The sequence below is a fragment of the Halorubrum sp. SD690R genome (assembly GCF_005435035.1).
GTDB classification, from domain to species: domain Archaea; phylum Halobacteriota; class Halobacteria; order Halobacteriales; family Haloferacaceae; genus Halorubrum; species Halorubrum ezzemoulense.
Window position 1 is genome coordinate 1 of sequence record NZ_SGTV01000047.1, and the last position, 18047, is coordinate 18047.

Sequence of the window (18047 nt, forward strand, 5' to 3'; positions counted from 1 at the left end):
ATCTTCGGCGTCACGGAGAAGCTCGTCGAGCTTCTCCTCCGAAAGGTGACGCTTGATCTCTTTGCGTCGATTGCTTCCCATTACCAGCACATTGAGTCCACCCCACAAAAGATTTCTCACTCATTACTGCGCCGGTCCGACGAGGCTGGGGAGGCGTGAGGTGCTGTGCTGGGCAGAGGGGACTCACCGGGGCGCCGCGAGGCCGGGGCTTCGGAGGTGGCCGCCGCCGATCTGCTACCGGCTACTTACAATCGAGGGGCCGGAGTTATGACGGCGCGAATCGACCTTGCCAATTAGTTCCAAGGCACTAACGGTCGGAGTTTCGGGTCCGCTCCCCGTCGATCGCCTCCGTTTTTACTATCTGGTCTCGAACTCGAGGTATGACCCGAATCGTCGCCGTCTCCGGCAGCCGGAGCGCGGCCAGCACCACGCGGGCCGCCCTCCGCGTCGCGCTCGACGCCGCGGCCGACGCCGGCGCCGAGACGGACCTGATCGACCTGGCCGCGGTCGACCTCCCGCTGTACCACCCCGAAGAGGACGCCCAAGGCGACAGCGAGGCGCTGAAGCGCCGCGTCCGCGAGGCCGACGGCGTCCTCGCCGGCACGCCCGTCTACCGCGGATCCTACTCGTCGACGTTCAAGAACTTCCACGACTTCTGCGGCTCCGACGAGTACGCAGACACCGCCGTCGGCCTGCTCGCGACCGCCGGCGGCGGCTCCTACGGCGGGACGCTCGAACACCTCCGCTCGACGTTCCGGAACGTCCACGCGTGGACGGTCCCCCACGAGGTCGGGATCCGGGGCGCCTCCTCGAAGGTCGAGACGGGCGGACCGGGAGACGCGGACGCCCCGGACGACGGTCCGCGGATCACCGACGACGACCTCCGCCGGCGCACCGAGCGGCTCGGACGGGTCGTCGTCGAACACTCGGAGCGGCTGCGGGAGTGAGACCGGTTGCGGCCCCGCGGTCGCCGCGCTCGACGCGCCGCAGCCGGCAGGGATTTGCCCCGCGAGACCGATCATCCCCCGATGAGCCGTATCCGCCCGGACGAGCTGGACGAGCGCCTCGGCACGGACGACGAGCCGTTCCTGCTGGACATCCGCCCCGAGTCGGACTACGGGAGCGGCGCGATCGACGGGAGCCGGAACGTGCCCGTGTACGACGACCTCCGGAGCGGCGACGACGCCGCGCTCCGCCGCCGGCTCGACGAGATTCCCGACGACAGCGAGGTCGTCACCGTCTGTAAGATGGGGATCGTCGCCAAGCGCGCGACCCGCGTCCTCGACGAGGCGGGCTACGAGGCGTCGACGCTCTCCGGCGGGATGAGCGGCTGGAACGGGTACGAGCGGGACTCGCTCGGGTACAAGCTCCGGTCGCTGTGGTGGCGGCTGCGCGGGTGAAGTCGATCGCGTCTGCGAGTTCGTCACCGGCGTCTCGCGACCCCGCCGTCGACACCCTACGACCCCGCCGTCGACGCTCCGCGACCCGCCGGGCTTTTGCCCGGCTCGCGTCTACGTCGCCCATGACCGAACCGGGTGACGACGACCGTGTCCGCTAACCGGAAGGGGGACCGCCGCGAGCGCGAACTGGTGAACGCCTTGGACGAGGCGGGCTTCGCCGTGATGCGCGCGCCGGCCAGCGGCTCCGCGACCGAGCGCGAGCTCCCCGACGTGCTCGCGGGCGACGGCGAGACGTTCTACGCCATCGAGGCGAAGTCGAGCGCGGGCGACCCGATCTACCTCACCGGCGAGGAGGTAGAAGCGCTGTTGTTCTTCGCGCGGAACTTCGGTGCGAAGGCGCGGATCGCGGTGCGGTTCGACCGCGAGGACTGGTACTTCTTCCACCCCGGCGACCTCTACACCACCGACGCCGGCTCGTACCGGGTGAAAAAGGAGAAAGCGCTGGCCGACGGCACCGACTTCCCCGAGTTCGTCGGCGAGACCGAGAAGGTGACGCTCGCGGAAGTCGGCGACGACGGCGACGACGGCGACGCGACCGACCCGGAGACCGAGGAGCGGCGGACGATCTTAGAGGCTGTCCGCGACGGGCACATGCCGGTCGCGGACGCGCTCGACGTGCTGTGACGGTCGGCGCGGCCGCCTTCCCGGGTCGCCTCGACGGCCCGCGGACCCCCTCGCTTATCCCTCGCCGCGTCGAACCCCGGGACGAATGAGCGAGGACTTCGGCCTGCTCGAACCGGCGGACCAGCCCGGCGACGAGTGGGAGAAACTCGACGTCTCCGACACCGAGGCCGACCGGATCGCCCGGCGGCAGGACCGCGAGTTCGACGAGTTCCGCAAGCGGATCAAAGACACCGAGCAGTTCAAGCTCCAGGAGTCGGTGTTCGACGACGCCACGCTGGCGGCGGTGTACAAGCTGGTCCAGGACGGCTACGTCGACGCCTTCGGCGGGCCGGTGTCGACGGGGAAGGAGGCGAGCGTCTTCGAGGCACTCGGCGGGCAGGCGGGCGAGCGGCCGGAGCCGGGGTCGGAGGCGGCCGGCGGCGGCCCCGAGGGCGTCACGCCCGAGCGCGAGGTCGCGGTGAAGGTGTACCGGATCAACTCCTCGAACTTCCGGCAAATGCGCGACTACTTGGAGGGCGACCCGCGCTTCGAGGGCATCGCGAGCGACAAGAAGGCGGTCGTGCTGGCGTGGACGCGCAAGGAGTTCGCGAACCTCTCGCGCGCGCAAAAGGCCGGCGTCCGGGTCCCGGAACCGATCGCGGTCCAGCGGAACGTCCTCGTGATGGAGCTCGTCGGCCACGCCGCGGAGCGCGCAAGGCGGCTGAGCGAGGTCGACGTGGAGAACCCGGAGACCGCCTACGAGGTCGTCCGCGAGTACATGCGCCGGCTGTACGGTGCCGGCCTGATCCACGGCGACCTCTCGGAGTACAACATGATCATCCACGACGGCGAGCTGGTGATCATCGACCTAGGGCAGGCCGTGACGGTTCACCACCCCAACGCCGGGGAGTTCCTCGTCCGCGACTGCGAGAACGTGGCGACGTTTTTCACCCGGCAGGGGCTCGACGTCGACCCTGACGACCTCCGCGCGTACGTGACGGAGCCCGAGGCCGACCCGACCGGGGAGCCGGCGTCGGGCGGGAAGACGGAGTCGAACGCGGAGGCAGACGGGAAGTCGACCGGAGCCTCCGACGAAGCGTAATTCGGGGCGCTTCCGTCGCGGCGTCGAGGCTCAGACCTCGCAGGCGTAGATCGCGGTCGGATAGGTTTCCTCGGACAACCCCTGTACGCGGATCAGTCCCCCGGAGTCCGCGTCCGACGCCGGCGGTCTGATCTCCATACGCGTCGCTCGCGGAGTCGACAGAAAAACCTCATTCCGGTGTGACACGCCTTTGGACGGACAACCGGCCGGAGACCACCGTCACGCGGCCACACGGCGCCCGCCGCGGAACACTCTTAAAAGGCTCCGCCGGGTACTCCGTGATATGCAACACGTGACGGTTCCGCAGGACCGGATCGGCGTCGTCATCGGCGCCGGCGGCGAGACGATGCGAGAGATCGAAGAGCGGGCGAACGTGCGGCTCGACATCGACTCCGAGTCCGGCAGCGTCGCCATCGAGGAGCGCGACGACCCCGTGGCGGCGATGGTGGCCCCGGACGTGATCAAGGCGATCGGCCGCGGCTTCAAGCCGGAGACCGCGCTGTCGATCCTCGACCACGACCTCCGGACGCTCGACCTGGTCGACCTCTCCGAACACACTCGCAACGATAACGACCTCCAGCGTAAGAAGGGCCGGATAATCGGCGAGAACGGCCGGACTCGGGAGCTCATCGAGGAGCTGTCGGGCGCGAACGTCGTCGTCTACGGGTCGACCGTGGGCGCGGTGGGGCAGCCCGATGAGCTGGAGGTGGTGCGGCGCGCTGTCGGAATGCTGCTCGACGGGGCTCCGCACGGCGCGGTGTACTCGTACTTGGAGCGCATGTCGAACGAGCTCGACGACGACGTGAGCTTCAACGCGCCGCAATAACAGAGAATATCTTTTTCCCGTTGCGGCCGCGGTCGCTCTTCGACTAACGACGACCTCTACCGGGATACGCTGATCTCCGCCAAAGCCCCAGCCTCGTCGGCCTTCCCTCAGTCGGCCGACTCCGGCGAAGGACCTCCGGTCCATCTGGCAGCCGACGCGTTGCGTCGCCGACCTCGCGCGTGCTATCCGGCCGTAGAGCGGCCTCGCAGGCACGCGCCGCCGTAGTTTGGCGCCGCTCAACCTCGGCCTCAACGGTCGAGTTAGCGTACTATATAAAGGGTCGTGTGAACGCACCGCATACTGGCCGATACTCCCCCACCGTGCTGCGATTTCTCACGACCTGAACAAAGGGTTTATATAGAATCACAAACAATCAATGGTCGTAATGTCACAGCGCCAGCGGATGGGCAATCAGCCCATGATCGTACTTTCCGAGGAATCGCAGCGAACATCCGGAAAGGACGCGCAGAACATGAACATCACGGCCGGCAAGGCGGTCGCGGAGTCCGTCCGCACCACGCTCGGCCCGAAAGGGATGGACAAGATGCTCGTCGACTCCGGCGGGTCCGTCGTCGTCACGAACGACGGCGTCACCATCCTGAAAGAGATGGACATCGACCACCCGGCGGCCAACATGATCGTCGAGGTCTCAGAGACGCAGGAGGAGGAGGTCGGCGACGGCACCACCTCCGCGGTCGTGGTCGCCGGTGAGCTCCTCGATCAGGCCGAGGAGCTCCTCGACCAGGACATCCACGCGACGACCCTCGCGCAGGGGTACCGTCAGGCCGCCGAGAAGGCCAAGGAGATCCTCGACGAGGAGGCCATCGACGTCTCCGCGGACGACCGCGACACACTCGTCGAGATCGCCGAGACGGCGATGACGGGCAAGGGCGCGGAGAACTCCAAGGACCTCCTCGCCGAGCTCGTCGTCGACGCCGTCCTCGCGGTCCAAGACGACGACGGCATCGACACGGAGAACGTCTCCGTCGAGAAGGTCGTCGGCAGCTCCATCGACGAGTCTGAGCTCGTCGAGGGCGTCATCGTCGACAAGGAGCGCGTCGACGAGAACATGCCCTTCGCGGTCGAGGACGCCGACGTGGCGCTGTTCGACGGCGCCATCGAGGTGAAGGAGACGGAGATCGACGCCGAGGTCAACGTCACGGACCCCGACCAGCTCCAGCAGTTCCTCGACCAGGAAGAGGAGCAGCTCCGCGAGATGGTCGACCACCTCGTCGACATCGGCGCCGACGTCGTCTTCGTCGGCGACGGCATCGACGACATGGCCCAGCACTACCTCGCGCAGGAGGGTATCCTCGCCGTCCGCCGCGCGAAGTCCGACGACCTGAACCGCCTCGCCCGCGCGACTGGCGGCCGCGTCGTCTCCAACCTCGACGACATCGAGTCGGACGACCTCGGCTTCGCCGGCTCCGTCGCCCAGAAGGACATCGGCGGCGACGAGCGCATCTTCGTCGAGGACGTCGAAGAGGCGAAGTCCGTCACCCTCATCCTCCGCGGCGGCACCGAGCACGTCGTCGACGAGGTCGAGCGCGCCATCGATGACTCGCTCGGCGTCGTCCGCACGACGCTGCTCGACGGGCAGGTGCTGCCCGGCGGCGGCGCCCCCGAGGCCGAGCTCGCGCTGCAGCTCCGCGACTTCGCCGACTCCGTCGGCGGCCGCGAGCAGCTCGCCGTCGAGGCGTTCGCCGACGCGCTGGAAGTCGTCCCGCGCACTCTCGCCGAGAACGCGGGTCTCGACCCCATCGACTCGCTGGTCGACCTCCGCTCCCGCCACGACGGCGGCGAGTTCGGCGCCGGTCTCGACGCCTACACGGGCGACGTGATCGACATGGAGGCCGAGGGCGTCGTGGAGCCGCTCCGCGTCAAGACCCAGGCCATCGAGTCCGCCACCGAGGCGGCCGTCATGATCCTCCGCATCGACGACGTCATCGCGGCCGGCGACCTCAAGGGCGGCGGCACCGACGACGGCGGCGACGAGGGCGGCCCCGGCGGCGCGCCCGGCGGCATGGGCGGCGGCATGGGCGGCATGGGCGGCATGGGCGGCGCGATGTGAAGTTCGGCTAACGCCTTCACCCCCCACCCCGACCGCAGCTGTTCCGCTGGACCGCTTCACCGATCGACCGTCGCGCGCCCCTTCGGGCCACGACGACACGCGATTTTTATCGACGCCGACGCTCCAGCGACGCGACCGTCTCGCTTCCCGTCAGTTACGATCCGCGCTAGCGACTCCCACATTCGGTCCGCGCTAGCGACTCCCACATTCGGTCCGCGCTAGCGACTCCCACATTCGGTCCGCGCTAGCGACTCCCACATTCGATCCGCGCGACACGACGGTAACACCCGCGTAACCACTGGACGGCGGTGTCCGCGAGCGGTTAAGTGACTCCCGCCCGTTCGTTCTCCCGACGAGGTTCTCACGTTTACGATGCCACAGCAGAAAGCCGACTACGCCGACGACACCGAGATCAACGCCGAACTGGACGAGCTCCCAGACGACGAGACCGTCGAGGAGACGGTCGCGAACTTAGCGGAGCGCGGCTTCGACGTGCTCGTCGTCGACGACGCCGACGAGGCGCTGGAGACTGTTACCGCCCAGATCCCAGACGAGGCCTCGGTGATGAACGGGCACTCGACGACGCTCGAAGAGATCGGGTTCGACGAGTTCCTGAGCGAGGGCGACCACGAGTGGGAGAGCCTCCCGGACCAGATCTGGAGCATCGACGACGACGCGGAGCGACAGGCCGCGCGGCGCGATTCGCAGACGGCCGACTACTTCCTCGGTGGGATCAACGCGGTCGCACAGACCGGCGAGCTCGTCGCCGCCGACCTCTCCGGCAGCCGGATCGGCGCGTACCCGTTCGCCGCTGGCAACGTCGTCATCGTCACCGGGATCAACAAGATCGTCCCGACGCTCTCGGACGCCTTCGATCGGCTGGAGTCGGTCGCGTACCCGCTGGAGAACGAGCGCGCGCAGGAGGCGTACGGCGCCGAGTCCGCGATCGCGAAACAGCTCGTCTACCGGCGCGAGACCGAGGAGGGCCGGACGACGGTCGTTCTCGTGCGTGAGCAGCTCGGCTACTGATCTCCCGCGGCCGCGCGATACACGCCGACAGAGCACACGATTTCTCCCTTTGGACGACCGCCAGCCCCCACCGTGCGACGCCGAGACGGTGAGACTGTAACCCGTCCCCGATCCTCCGAGGACCGCCGCGTCGGTTCCGCGGTAGCGCCACGCTCGGCGGTTTCGAACCTTTCCCTTCTCGACGGCCTCGCGGCTGGCGGAGTTGCTCGCCGCGAGGATACGGGCCGGGAGGGATTCGAACCCCCGACCGTCCGGTTAAAAGCCGGACGCTCTCCCTAACTGAGCTACCGGCCCAGACGAATCGCCGTAGGGGCAGCCGACGGATAAACGTTTAGAACCGCGGAAGGCGTCGGCGTCGCCACGCGAAACGGTTTCCGACCCCCAGCCGTCGCCGGGAGCATGCCATTCGACATGCGCGCGTTCGCCGCCGAGCTCTGTCGCCACCGGTCGACCGCCGGCGAGGAGGCGGCCGCGGCCGCGTTCGTCGCCGAGCGGCTCGCCGACCTCGGCTTCGAGACGTACGCCTGGGACGCCGACCCCGCCGTCCTCGCGGACCACCCTTCCTTCCCGGACGACCTCGACGCAGCGGCCGTCGACGGGCGGCGCAGCGTCGCCGGCGTGCTCGAACTGGGCGGCGCGGGCGACGACGGTGGCGCGAGCGACGGCGACGACGCGGCCCCCGAGTCCGCCGCCGCCGACCCGGTCCCCACGCTGGTCCTGAACGGCCACCTCGACGTCGTGCCCGCGGAGGCGGCGGAGTGGTCGAGCGACCCCTTCGAGCCGGTCTGGCGCGACACGTCGGAGCGAAACGCGGACCCGGCCGCCGCCGATGAGGGCTGCGACACCCTCACGGCCCGCGGCGCGGCCGACATGAAGTGCGGGCTCGCGGCCTGCGTCGGCGCCGCCGTCGATGTCCGCGACGGGGTCGCCGACGGCGCAGTCGACCTGCCGCCGTCCGGGCTCCGACTCGTCGTCGAGGCTGTCGCCGGCGAGGAGGACGGCGGGTACGGCGCCGCGACCGCCGCGCTCGCGAACCCGTACCCCTTCGAGCGCGACGCGGCGATCGTCGCCGAGCCGACCGAGCTACGTCCCGTCGTCGCCTGCGAGGGGTCGCTCATGGCACGGATCGAGATCGACGGCCGGAGCGCCCACGCGGCCACCCGGTGGCGCGGCGAGGACGTGCTCCCGCGCTTCGAGGCCGTGCGGGAGGCGTTCGCGGACTTGGAGACCGAGCGCGGCGAGTCGGTCTCGCACCCGCTGTACGGGTCGTTCGCTGTTCCGTGGCCGGTCGTCTGCGGTCGGGTCGAGGCGGGCTCGTGGGCGTCGACGGTCCCGGCGACGCTCGAAGCGGAGTTCCGGATCGGCGTCGCGCCCGGGGAGACCGTCGCGGAGGTGGAGGCGGCGTTCCGCGAGCGCCTGGACGATGTCGTCGACGCCGACCCTTGGCTGCGCGATCACCCGCCGCGGTTCGAGCGGTTCTCCGTCCAGTTCGAGCCGGCCGAGGTCGCCGTCGACGAACCGGTCGTCGAGGCGGTCCGTGCCGGCCTCGTCGCAACGGGGCTCCCGGACGTCGAGCCGCGGGGCGCGACGTACGGCGCCGACTCGCGACACTTCGTCGCGGCCGGGATCCCCGCGGTGCTGTTCGGGCCCGGTACCATCGACGAGGCGCACTACCCCGACGAGACGATCGCGTGGGAGGAGGTCGTCCGGGCACGCGACGCGATCGCCGCCGCCGCAGGACGGTTCGCGCGCGACTACGCGGCGTAGTCGTCCGGTGACGGGCAGTTCCTACCGGTCGCCGTCGAGGTACTCGTCGACCGCGTCGGCGACGATCGACCCCGGATCGACGCTCTCCATCGACGCCCGTCGGCGCAGCTCGACGTACGTCTCCGCCGGGAGCCGGACCTGAAGCCGACCGAGTTCGACCCCGGCCTCGCGGACGGCGGCCTCGACCTCCGCGCTGTCGTTGACCGCGGACGCGATCGCGCGGACCTCCCGCACGGTGAGGTCGCCGTCGATCGTCGCCCACGCGAGCAGGTAGCGGTCCCGCCCGCCGAGCCGCGCGACGTGTTTCGCCGCGCTGGGGGCGATTCGCCCGTTGGCGACCTGCCGCCGGATCGCCTGCGGGAGGTCGTGGACCCGCGCCCACTTCCGGATAAACGCGACGCTCACGTCGTCTCCGGCACGTTCGGCGGCTTCCTTGTACGACCCGACACCGCGGACGAGCGCCGCGCAGGCGGCGGCGCCGCGCAGCATCAGGACGTTGTCGTCGTCGCCGACGTCGCCGGCCGCGAAGCGGCCCACGGTCCTCGCGGCCTCGGCGACGCTGTCGGGGTCGTTCGGGTCGAACCCCACCGCGTCCGCGGCCCGGTCGCCGGTCACCGACGGGTCCGACCGGACCACCGGTTCGCCGACGGGGGACCGTCGGTCAGCGCGTGACTCCTCGGTCATACACACACCTTCGGGGCCGCGAATATAAACGCCGGGCACCGGGGCGGAACTCGCTCGAACGCCGGACGCGCCGGATCGCCGGGGGTCGATGCGCTTCGCGGTCCGGACCGGTCGTCGGCGCTCGACGCTACTTCGGGGTCCGGGCCGCCCCGTCGTCACCCTCGTCCGTTCCCCTCGCGTATAGGAGGTACGAGTACGCCACGGTGACCGTAGCGGTCGCGAGCGCCGGGCCGACGAGGAAGTACACGGCGTACTCGCCGGCGAAGAGACCGACGGCGGCGATCGCGGCCGAGAGCTTGAACAGCCGAGCACCGAGCGCGTGGGTGCGGTCCCAGACGGCGTCGTCGCTGAGCGTCCACGGCGTCCGGATCCCGAGGAACCAGTTCGGCTCGACGTGCGGGAGCAGGGTCCCGAGGTAGTAGAACAGCGCGGCGCCGCCGGCGGCCGCGACCGTCGTCACGTCGACCGCGTAGCCGAGGTTGACGGCGAGCACGGCGAGGTGGAGGGCGACGAGGAACGCCGTGAGGACGACGACGAACCGGTCGTAGTGGACCCGGAACGCCGCGACGTTCTCTCGCAGGGGATCGATCCGCGGGAGCACGGCGAACAGGCCGATCAGTCCGGCCGCGAGCCCCGGCACGAGCCACATCCCGGCCATCCGCGAGAGCGTCTCGGTCGGTTCGCCGGCGGCGTTCCACCGCGTTACCATTCGCTGCGGGAGGTCCGGTGCGACTGCGAGGCTTGCGGCGGCGCCGACGGCGACGAGGAGGACCGCGACGCCGAACCGGAGCCGCGTGGAGAGCACGGATTCGGAGGGCATGCGGCCGGAGACACGCGCCGAACCGATAAAAGGTACCCACCCGTGCGACTCCGACCCGAAGACCCCGGCGCGACGCAACCCTTACCGGTCGTGACCGCCAACTCTGGCCATATGACCGACGAACGCGACGACGACGGCCACGAGTTCTCCTCGGGGCAGGGCGTCGACGCCGACTACGACGCGTTCACGCTCGACCCGCCGGAGCTCGGCGAGGACCCGAGCCGCGTCGACCCGGTCGACTCCCGGGTGCTGACCGAGGAGCTGGACCGCCGGAACATCGGCAGCGAGGACGTCGACGTCGAGCAGCTGATCGACGTGGGCCTCTCGTACATGGGGATCAACCGGTTCGAAGAGGCGACGGAGACGTTCGAACGCGCCGCCAACTTCGCCGAGGAGGACTCGCTGGAAGCGCAGGAGGCGTGGGTGAACAAGGGCGCCGCCCACGCCCAGTTGGAGGAGTTCGACCAGGCGATCGGCGCGTATCAGGAGGCGCTCCGGATCGACGAGGAGTCCGAACACGCCGCGACCGCCGAGACGAACCTCGCGTACTCGCTCTGGGAGTCCGGCCGGAGCGAGCAGGCGCTCGAACACGCCGAGCGCGCCGTCGAGACCGACCCGCGCTTCGCGGAAGCGTGGTACAACCGCGGGTTCCTGCTGGTCGAGCGCGGGCTCGCCGAGGACGCGGTCAAGTGCTTCGACAACGCGATCCGCCTCGGCTACCGCGACGCGGGGGTCCTCGAAGAGAAGGCGCGCGCCCTCGAGGAGGCCGGCGAGCACGAGCAGGCCGAGGAGGTCGCCGACCGCGCCGAGGAACTCCGTCGCGAGGCCGAAGAGCAGATGGTCGAAGAGCAGACTGGGCAGGCACCCGGACCCGGCGGGCAGGGTCGTCAGGGCGGTCGCGGCGCTCCCGGCGGACAGGGCCGTCAGGGCGGTCGCGGCGCTCCCGGCGGACAGGGCCGTCAGGGCGGGCAGGCCGGCGGCGGGCGGGGCGGCGACCCCGAGGGCCCGGAGCGAGAGCTTCAGGGCGAGGGGCCAGAGGGCTTCTGAATGCTCCTCCGCGAACGCGAGACCGCCGAGGGACGGCTCGTCTCCGTCTGTGATCCGGACTGCCTCGGCGAGACGTACGACAACGGCCGCGCGACGATCACCGTGAGCGAGGAGTTCTACGGCGGCGACGACGCCGTCGAGGCGACCGCCGAGGAGGTCGTCGCGGGACTTCAGCGCGCACAGGTCGCGAACATCGTCGGCACCGAGGCGGTCGGCGTCGCCGTCGACGCGGGGCTCGTCGACGAGGAGACCGTCTTGGAGTTCGAGGAGACGCGGCACGCGCAGTTGCTCTGGCTGTAGCGGCGCACCGCCGCCCGCGTCTCGCCGGGATCCGAACCGGCTAAGGGCGCGGGCGACGAGGCGAATCCGATGAGACGACTCACGCGGAGCGAACTGGCGTCGCGGGTGGGGCCGCGGCCGCCGTCCGACGCCTTCTGGCGGCGCGCGATCGACCGCGGGGAGGCCGCGCTCGGCGTCGGCGCGGACGCCGTCGGCGAAGGCGCGGCCCCGGGCGACGAACCGGACGACGGACCGACGGAGCCGCTCGACACGGGGGACATCGTCGACGTGGGCGACCACGCCTTCGTCGTCGTCGACGCCGACCGCACCGAGAGCGGCGGGCGGATCTACCGGATCGAACTCGTCGCCGACCGCGAGGGAGACTGAGGATCGGGAGACGGATCGACTCGGAAGACGGGCCGGACCGGGTGGCGAAACCCGATCAGAGCCCGGCGACGTCCTCGATGGCGTCGGTGAGTTCCTTCACGCTCTCGACGGTGTGCTCGCCCATGTGGCCGATCCGGAACGTCTCCTCGCCGAGGTCGCCGTAGCCGTTCGAGAACGCCATGTCGTACTCCTCGCTCACTTCCTCGATCGTCGCGGCCACGTCGATCCCCTGCGTGTTCTCGATGCAGGCGACCGTCTGCGACTCGTACCCTGCCTCGGGGAACATCGCGAAGTGTTCGTCGGCCCAGTCGTGGACGTACTCCGTCATCTCGCGGTGGCGCTCGTCGCGGGCGCGGTGGCCCTCCTCCAGCATGCGTTTCATCTGCTTGCGATACGCCAGCATGATCGGAATGGCGGGCGTCGAGTGGGTCTGTCCCTTCCGGTCGTAGTAGTCGATCGTCCGGCGGAAGCCGCCGTACCACGAGGAGTCGCCCTTCTCGACCTCGCGGTCGTAGGCGTCGTCGCTCACGACGCAGACCGCGAGCCCCGGCGGCATCGCGAACGCCTTCTGCGTGGACGCGAAGATCACGTCGATGCCGTGTTCGTCGATGTCGACGTAGTCGCCGCCGAGCGACGAGACGGCGTCGACCGCGAAGTACGTGTCCGGGTACTCGGCGATCACGTCGCCGATCTCCTCGACCGGGTTCCGCACGCCGGTGGACGACTCGTTCATCACGCCCGCGACCATGTCGTACTTCGCGTCCGCGGACTCGATCGCCTCGCGCACGTCCGCGGGTTTGACCGCCTCGCCCCACTCGTACTCTAGCCGGTCGACGTCCTTGCCGAGCCGCTCGGCGACGTTGGCGTAGCGCTCGCTGAACGCGCCGCAAGTCGGGACGAGGACGTGCTCGTCGACGAGGTTGAGCGTCGTCGCCTCCCAGAACTCCGTGCCGGAGCCGGTGAGAATCACGACCTCGTGGTCGGTGCCGAGGAACTCCTTCGTGTCCTCGACGATGGTGGTGTACAGGTCGGTCATCCGGTCCATCCGGTGCCCGAACATCGGCTCGGCCATCGCCTCGATGACGTCGTCGCGGACCTCCGTCGGGCCGGGGATGTACAGCGTCTTCTCGTCGTAGTCGTCGCGGTATTCGCGTTTCTTCGTCACGGGATCCACCTGTTAGTTCGTACCGGGACGCGTGCGGGTATGTTCCTTGTGTTACGTTCAAAAACCGGGAACGCCGGCGCCGGGCGCGACCGGCGGCGGGCCGAGGCGGCACCGCGGTGGAGTTGCGCGGATCAACCGTCTTTATAGGCACAGAGCAGAGAATCATGGTATGATACACACACCGAGAGTCGCAACCGCCCGGGGTGGCCCGCCGTGAGCGGCGACGAGGAGCTCGCGAAGGACCTCGGCCCGCTCGCGGCGCTCACCATCGGGATCGGGACGATGATCGGCGCCGGGATCTTCGTCCTGCCCGGCACCGCGGTCGCCCGCGCCGGGCCGCTCGCGGCGTTCACCTTTGTCCTCGGCGGCGTGATCGCCCTGTTCACGGCGCTTTCAGCCTCCGAGCTGGGCACCGCGATGCCGAAGTCCGGTGGGGCGTACTTTTACGTTAACCGCGCGCTCGGGCCGATGTTCGGCTCCGTCGCGGGGTGGGCGAACTGGCTCGGGCTCGCGTTCGCGTCCGCCTTCTACATGTACGGCTTCGGCGAGTACGTCAACGCCCTCATCGGCCTCGGTCCGGTCGGGATCGGCTTCGTGACGCTGGAGGCGGCGCAGGTGATCGGGCTCGCGGGCGCGCTCCTCTTCATCGCGGTCAACTACTTCGGCGCGAAGGAGACCGGCGGACTCCAGATCGTCATCGTCCTCTCGCTCCTCGGGATCCTCGCCGTCTTCACCGTCGTCGGCATCCTGAACGCCGACATGGAATCGCTCCGGCCGCTCGCCCCGCCGGGAACGACGAGTCAGGTGCTGCCGGTGACGGGGATCATCTTCGTCTCGTACCTCGGCTTCGTCCAGATCACCTCGGTCGCCGAGGAGATCAAGAATCCCGGCCGCAACCTCCCGCTCGCGGTGCTCGGCTCGGTCGTCATCGTGACGGTCGTCTACGCGCTGTTCCTCCTCGTCCTCCTCGCGGCGGTGCCGAACGAACTCGTCGCGAACAACGAGACCGCGGTCGTCGACGCCGCCAGACTCCTCTTCGGGCAGTACGAGGTGTTCGGCTTCTCGCTGGGCGCGCTCGGCGCCAGCATGCTCCTGATCGGCGGGCTCCTCGCGACCGCCTCGTCCGCGAACGCGTCGATCCTCTCCTCGTCGCGGATCAACTTCGCGATGGGCCGCGAGAAGATCGTCACGCCGTCGCTCAACGAGATCCACGAGCGGTTCGGAACGCCCTACAAGTCGATCGCGCTCACCGGCGCGCTCATCCTCGTCTTCCTCGTCGCCGGGAGCGTCGAGTCGCTGTCGACGATGGGCTCCGTCCTCCACCTCGTCGTCTACGGGCTGCTCAATCTCGCGCTCATCGTAATGCGCGAGTCGGAGGTCGAGGGGTACGATCCCGACTTCGAGGTCCCGTTCTACCCGCTCGTTCCGATCATCGGTACGATATCGTCGTTCGCGCTGATAATCTACATCGACCCGACGATCATTCTGCTGTCCGCCGGGCTCGTCGTCTTCGCGCTGCTCTGGTACCTGCTGTACGCCCGCGGGAAGGTAGAGGCGCGTGGCGTGCTCGGCTCGTGGATCCTCGACCGCTCCGAGGACCTGCCCGAGCAGGCCGTCTCGGCGGCGACCTCGGTCCAGCCGAGCGGCGACGACTACAGGGTGATGGTGCCGCTCGCGAACCCCGCGACCGAGGAACACCTGATCACGCTCGCCTCGGCCATCGCAAAGCAGCGGAACGGCACCGTCGTCGCGGTCAACATCGCGAACGTCCCCGACCAGACGTCGCTGGAGGCGGCCCGGGACCGCGGCGCCCACGAGGCGGCGCACGGTCTCCTCGATCAGGCCCGCGAGGACGCCGAGACGTTCGGCGTCGACGTGGAGACCCACGTCGTCCTGTCGCACCGCGTGTTCGAGGAGGTGTTCGACGCCGCGCGCACCTACGGCGCCGACATGACCGTGATGGGCTGGGGCGAGGACTCTCACGGGGCGCCCGGGCGCGCCGAGTCCGCAGTCGACGAGCTGGCGTACTCGCTCCCCTCGGACTTCCTCGTGTTCCGCGACCGCGGGTTCGACGCCTCGCGCATCCTCGTGCCGACCGCGGGCGGTCCGGCCTCGGATCTCTCCGGCGCCGTCGCGAAGATGCTCCAGACCGAGTTCGGCGGCGAGGTCACGCTGCTCCACGTCGCCGAGGACGACGAGGAGGCGGGCCGCGCGTTCCTCACCGAGTGGGCCGACGCGCACGACCTCTCCGACGCCACGCTCCGGATCGAAAGCGGCGCCGTCGAGAACAGCATCGAGCGCGCCGCCCGCGACGCGACGATGCTCATCATCGGCGCGACCCAGAAGGGACTGCTCTCGCGGCTGGTCAGCGGGTCGCTCGTGTTGGACGTGCTCAACGAGGTGGAGTGTTCCGTCCTGCTCGCGGAGCCGCGCAGCGAGCGCGGCATCCTCGGCCGGCTGTTCGGGAGCGGCGCGCGGTCGAACGACGTGACGGACGCGACGGAGACGCCAGCGGAGGTTGGCGTCGGACCGGAGCCGTCGACGCCCGAGATCGACGAGGGCGCGGACCAGGGGTCGAGCGCGGGCGACGAGTCGAAGGCGGACTGACGCGGCGAATTTATGTTACATAGCGGGTGGCGTCCGAACGATCCCCGTCAGCCCCAGTGCCAGAAGTGGTTGTCATCGTCCTCGACCGGGTCGGTGCGCTCCCGGAGGGCGGCGACGTCCTCGGCGGTCGGCTCGTGGTCGTCGGGGAGCCGCTCCATACAGTCGAAACAGAGGAAGAACTCCGAGCCGTCGGTGAGTTCGAGCGTCAGCCCCTGCGTCGACTCGAACGCGAAGTTCCACAGGTCGCCGATCCCGCCGGCGATCCGCACGGACCGCTCGCACACGTCGCACGCCTCGGAGGCCATACGCGTCTCTCACGGGGTCCGCGGGGTAAGGCGTGTCGCCTCGGTAATTATTATCGCCGCTGTGTGGAGAGACGCGATTGACAGCTCTGCGGTGAACACCGCTCGATCAGCAGCCACTCGTTTATAACCGACTATCAGCAGACCGGCGGCGAACACTCCCAAAGCCCCAGCCGGCGAGGCGGGCGCACGCTCGTTGCGCGCCTCACTCGGTCGCTGTCGCTCCCTCGTTCGGTGCTTACGTCGCCTGCGCCCGCCTCGCCGGCTGCCCCTTTGAGTCCCGCCCGACCGCAACCGCACGGCGCCCCACGCCTCCCCAGCCTCGCGGTTCGCGCTCTCCGAGCGCTCACCGCGTCCAGCGAGAATCGAAGATTATAAAGTCAGATTATATAAGTTCGCTATATACCGGCCTATACTACATACTACGGGTTCGTAGTACAATACGGGGCTAGCCTATTTCGTATTCGGAGAGGAATTCTCTCTTCTCTGGATACAAGGAGAACTCGGTATGTTCTTCAATTGAATTCTCTACGTTGGTCAAGACATGGTCTCCGTGGTTGTTGATTAGATCAGTATAGCACGCAGTCTGGTAGAAGTCGCTCTTGTACGCCTCAGCAAAATCGAGGAACGGTTTCGAGTCTTGCTGGATGAAATACTGCGTTATATCCTTTTGATGAGTAAATCGCCTTGCCAAGACGTGGTGGAAGTACTGGAGAGGCTCTGTGATAGTCGCTCTAATCTCTGACCACGTTCGAACAATTTCATCACGCATCCAGTCATCGAGGATTTCGTACTCCGGATCATGTTCGTATAGTTCCCTGAATATACAACATCGAACTGCTGCCGAAGTGGAGATCGTAGTTTCGTCAGTAAATTTTCCGAACTCCCTAGCAGCTTCATTGGTAATACTGACCGTTAGTGATTTTGAGATACGCTCGTCCTTGATCGAAGCTCCTACAATACTCTCGGGTATTTCCTCATTGATTCCCCGGATGTTGGATAACAAGAGAACAAGTCGTTGTGCTATCAACCCTCCCCGAACAAGCTCTGCTAGCTGAGGAGCTTGAGAAGAGATCGCCTTTCGTGTGAAACCTGAGACAGACCTCTTATTGTCTGATTGGGAGAGCACATCCCTTTTGATGATCCTATGCGTCTCTTCTCCGAGCTTGTATCGTAGTTCGTGTTCCTTCCGAGACTTCATTTTCTGATTGGTGGTTTTCACTCTCAACGGAGCTGATTCTGACATTCAGTTTGTGATAAATAACAAACCTTTTTGCCAGTGCGGCGGGAAGGAACGGTGTAGGGTTAGGGTTCCTTCCCTGACTTTTGTACGGATCGTACCTCTATCTCAGTTGGTTCTATTTTTGATGAGTCTCCCCTCTGGAGGGTTTCCGTTTTCACTCTCGTACAGCAAAGCGAGATATCCAACCATCGCCGGAGGAAGATTGAATGGCTCTTGAAATTGGCCGATCCGTCTGTTATTGATACGGTCTAGGATGCGTTCTCCAAACTCCCTCACGTCTCGATGGACTGGATCCGCAGTTGAGCCGTGATATTGCTCTAGAACTTCCTCAAAATCCCTCTGCTCAAGGGATTCGTATAGTTCCTCCCTCTGATCGTTATCCATCGCTCTACTCCATCATGACTTCGAGCTCGTGGAGCGACCGCTTCTGTCGCTTCTGATCCCCGAGACCAGGAGGGATCTCGAGTTCCTCGTTGGCGTGTTTGAGAGCGTTGTTGAGTCGATCCTGAAGCTTTCCACTCATTCCGAGTCGCTCTTCAGTAGACTGGCGGAACCAGGAGCATTAGTGCCTCTGGCCCGGCAAAAGCGGGTATGCATGAAGACCGTCCTGCCTTCGGCCAGAGGCTATCGGAACTTGCGGAACTTGGGGTAATAG

At 67.8% G+C, this 18047-nt stretch carries 19 protein-coding genes and 1 tRNA gene; 12 read left to right on the plus strand and 8 right to left on the minus strand.

Annotation, left to right across the window (positions count from 1 at the left end; translation table 11 throughout):
- Positions 1–380 precede the first annotated feature (380 nt).
- The 7 genes from EXE41_RS17165 (at position 381) to EXE41_RS17195 (ending at position 7091) form a co-directional block, all read left to right on the plus strand.
- Positions 381–947, plus strand: a complete 567-nt coding sequence (locus EXE41_RS17165; RefSeq protein WP_049932033.1) for an NADPH-dependent FMN reductase — start codon at positions 381–383, stop codon at positions 945–947.
- Between the two features lie 81 nt (positions 948–1028).
- Positions 1029–1400, plus strand: coding sequence for a rhodanese-like domain-containing protein (locus tag EXE41_RS17170; RefSeq protein WP_049932035.1), 372 nt, complete (start codon positions 1029–1031; stop codon positions 1398–1400).
- Between the two features lie 135 nt (positions 1401–1535).
- Entirely contained in the window at positions 1536–2084 is a 549-nt protein-coding gene (gene hjc, locus EXE41_RS17175) for a Holliday junction resolvase Hjc (protein ID WP_049932036.1), read from the plus strand.
- Between the two features lie 85 nt (positions 2085–2169).
- Positions 2170–3165, plus strand: a complete 996-nt coding sequence (rio1, locus tag EXE41_RS17180; RefSeq protein ID WP_086216315.1) for a serine/threonine-protein kinase Rio1 — start codon at positions 2170–2172, stop codon at positions 3163–3165.
- A gap of 283 nt (positions 3166–3448) precedes the next feature.
- Positions 3449–3991 carry a KH domain-containing protein gene (locus EXE41_RS17185; protein WP_086216316.1) on the plus strand — a complete coding sequence of 181 codons (543 nt, stop codon included), beginning with the start codon at positions 3449–3451 and terminating at the stop codon, positions 3989–3991.
- Between the two features lie 418 nt (positions 3992–4409).
- A complete protein-coding gene (gene thsA, locus EXE41_RS17190; protein WP_080508593.1) occupies positions 4410–6062 on the plus strand; it encodes a thermosome subunit alpha in 1653 nt (550 codons plus the stop codon).
- 372 nt (positions 6063–6434) lie between these two features.
- The gene (locus EXE41_RS17195) at positions 6435–7091 is read left to right on the plus strand and encodes a lactate utilization protein (RefSeq protein WP_049932039.1); all 657 of its coding nucleotides are present in this window, start codon (positions 6435–6437) and stop codon (positions 7089–7091) included.
- A 220-nt stretch (positions 7092–7311) separates the two neighbouring features.
- Here the strand turns inward: EXE41_RS17195 and EXE41_RS17200 are convergent.
- Positions 7312–7385 (minus strand) — tRNA-Lys (locus EXE41_RS17200).
- A 105-nt stretch (positions 7386–7490) separates the two neighbouring features.
- On the opposite strand from EXE41_RS17200, the gene EXE41_RS17205 reads away from it, so the two are divergent.
- Positions 7491–8858, plus strand: a complete 1368-nt coding sequence (locus EXE41_RS17205; protein ID WP_137691628.1) for a M20/M25/M40 family metallo-hydrolase — start codon at positions 7491–7493, stop codon at positions 8856–8858.
- A 21-nt stretch (positions 8859–8879) separates the two neighbouring features.
- On the opposite strand, the gene EXE41_RS17210 is transcribed toward EXE41_RS17205, so the two are convergent.
- Positions 8880–9542 carry a hypothetical protein gene (locus tag EXE41_RS17210; protein WP_137691629.1) on the minus strand — a complete coding sequence of 221 codons (663 nt, stop codon included), beginning with the start codon at positions 9540–9542 and terminating at the stop codon, positions 8880–8882.
- Between the two features lie 127 nt (positions 9543–9669).
- Positions 9670–10362, minus strand: a complete 693-nt coding sequence (locus tag EXE41_RS17215; RefSeq protein WP_137691630.1) for an SdpI family protein — start codon at positions 10360–10362, stop codon at positions 9670–9672.
- Between the two features lie 111 nt (positions 10363–10473).
- Here EXE41_RS17215 and EXE41_RS17220 point away from each other — a divergent pair, with 111 nt between their 5' ends.
- The 3 genes from EXE41_RS17220 (at position 10474) to EXE41_RS17230 (ending at position 12075) form a co-directional block, all read left to right on the plus strand.
- Positions 10474–11409, plus strand: a complete 936-nt coding sequence (locus EXE41_RS17220; protein WP_137691631.1) for a tetratricopeptide repeat protein — start codon at positions 10474–10476, stop codon at positions 11407–11409.
- Positions 11410–11709: a DUF424 domain-containing protein gene (locus tag EXE41_RS17225; RefSeq protein WP_049932049.1), complete on the plus strand. Its 300-nt coding sequence runs from the start codon at positions 11410–11412 to the stop codon at positions 11707–11709.
- Positions 11710–11778: 69 nt separating this feature from the next.
- Entirely contained in the window at positions 11779–12075 is a 297-nt protein-coding gene (locus tag EXE41_RS17230; RefSeq protein ID WP_086216881.1) for a hypothetical protein, read from the plus strand.
- Between the two features lie 55 nt (positions 12076–12130).
- Here EXE41_RS17230 and EXE41_RS17235 read toward each other — a convergent pair whose 3' ends face one another.
- Positions 12131–13240, minus strand: coding sequence for an alanine--glyoxylate aminotransferase family protein (locus EXE41_RS17235; protein WP_094494303.1), 1110 nt, complete (start codon positions 13238–13240; stop codon positions 12131–12133).
- Positions 13241–13453: 213 nt separating this feature from the next.
- Here EXE41_RS17235 and EXE41_RS17240 point away from each other — a divergent pair, with 213 nt between their 5' ends.
- Entirely contained in the window at positions 13454–15847 is a 2394-nt protein-coding gene (locus EXE41_RS17240; protein WP_137691632.1) for an amino acid permease, read from the plus strand.
- 47 nt (positions 15848–15894) lie between these two features.
- Here the strand turns inward: EXE41_RS17240 and EXE41_RS17245 are convergent, their stop codons facing one another.
- The 4 genes from EXE41_RS17245 to EXE41_RS19940 all read right to left on the minus strand — a co-directional run bounded on the left by EXE41_RS17245 (position 15895) and on the right by EXE41_RS19940 (position 17915).
- Positions 15895–16152: a hypothetical protein gene (locus EXE41_RS17245; RefSeq protein ID WP_049932058.1), complete on the minus strand. Its 258-nt coding sequence runs from the start codon at positions 16150–16152 to the stop codon at positions 15895–15897.
- A gap of 445 nt (positions 16153–16597) precedes the next feature.
- Positions 16598–17395: a hypothetical protein gene (locus tag EXE41_RS17250; protein ID WP_137691633.1), complete on the minus strand. Its 798-nt coding sequence runs from the start codon at positions 17393–17395 to the stop codon at positions 16598–16600.
- A 102-nt stretch (positions 17396–17497) separates the two neighbouring features.
- Positions 17498–17776, minus strand: coding sequence for a hypothetical protein (locus EXE41_RS17255; RefSeq protein WP_137691634.1), 279 nt, complete (start codon positions 17774–17776; stop codon positions 17498–17500).
- 4 nt (positions 17777–17780) lie between these two features.
- Positions 17781–17915 carry a hypothetical protein gene (locus EXE41_RS19940; protein WP_256370424.1) on the minus strand — a complete coding sequence of 45 codons (135 nt, stop codon included), beginning with the start codon at positions 17913–17915 and terminating at the stop codon, positions 17781–17783.
- Positions 17916–18047: the final 132 nt, after the last annotated feature.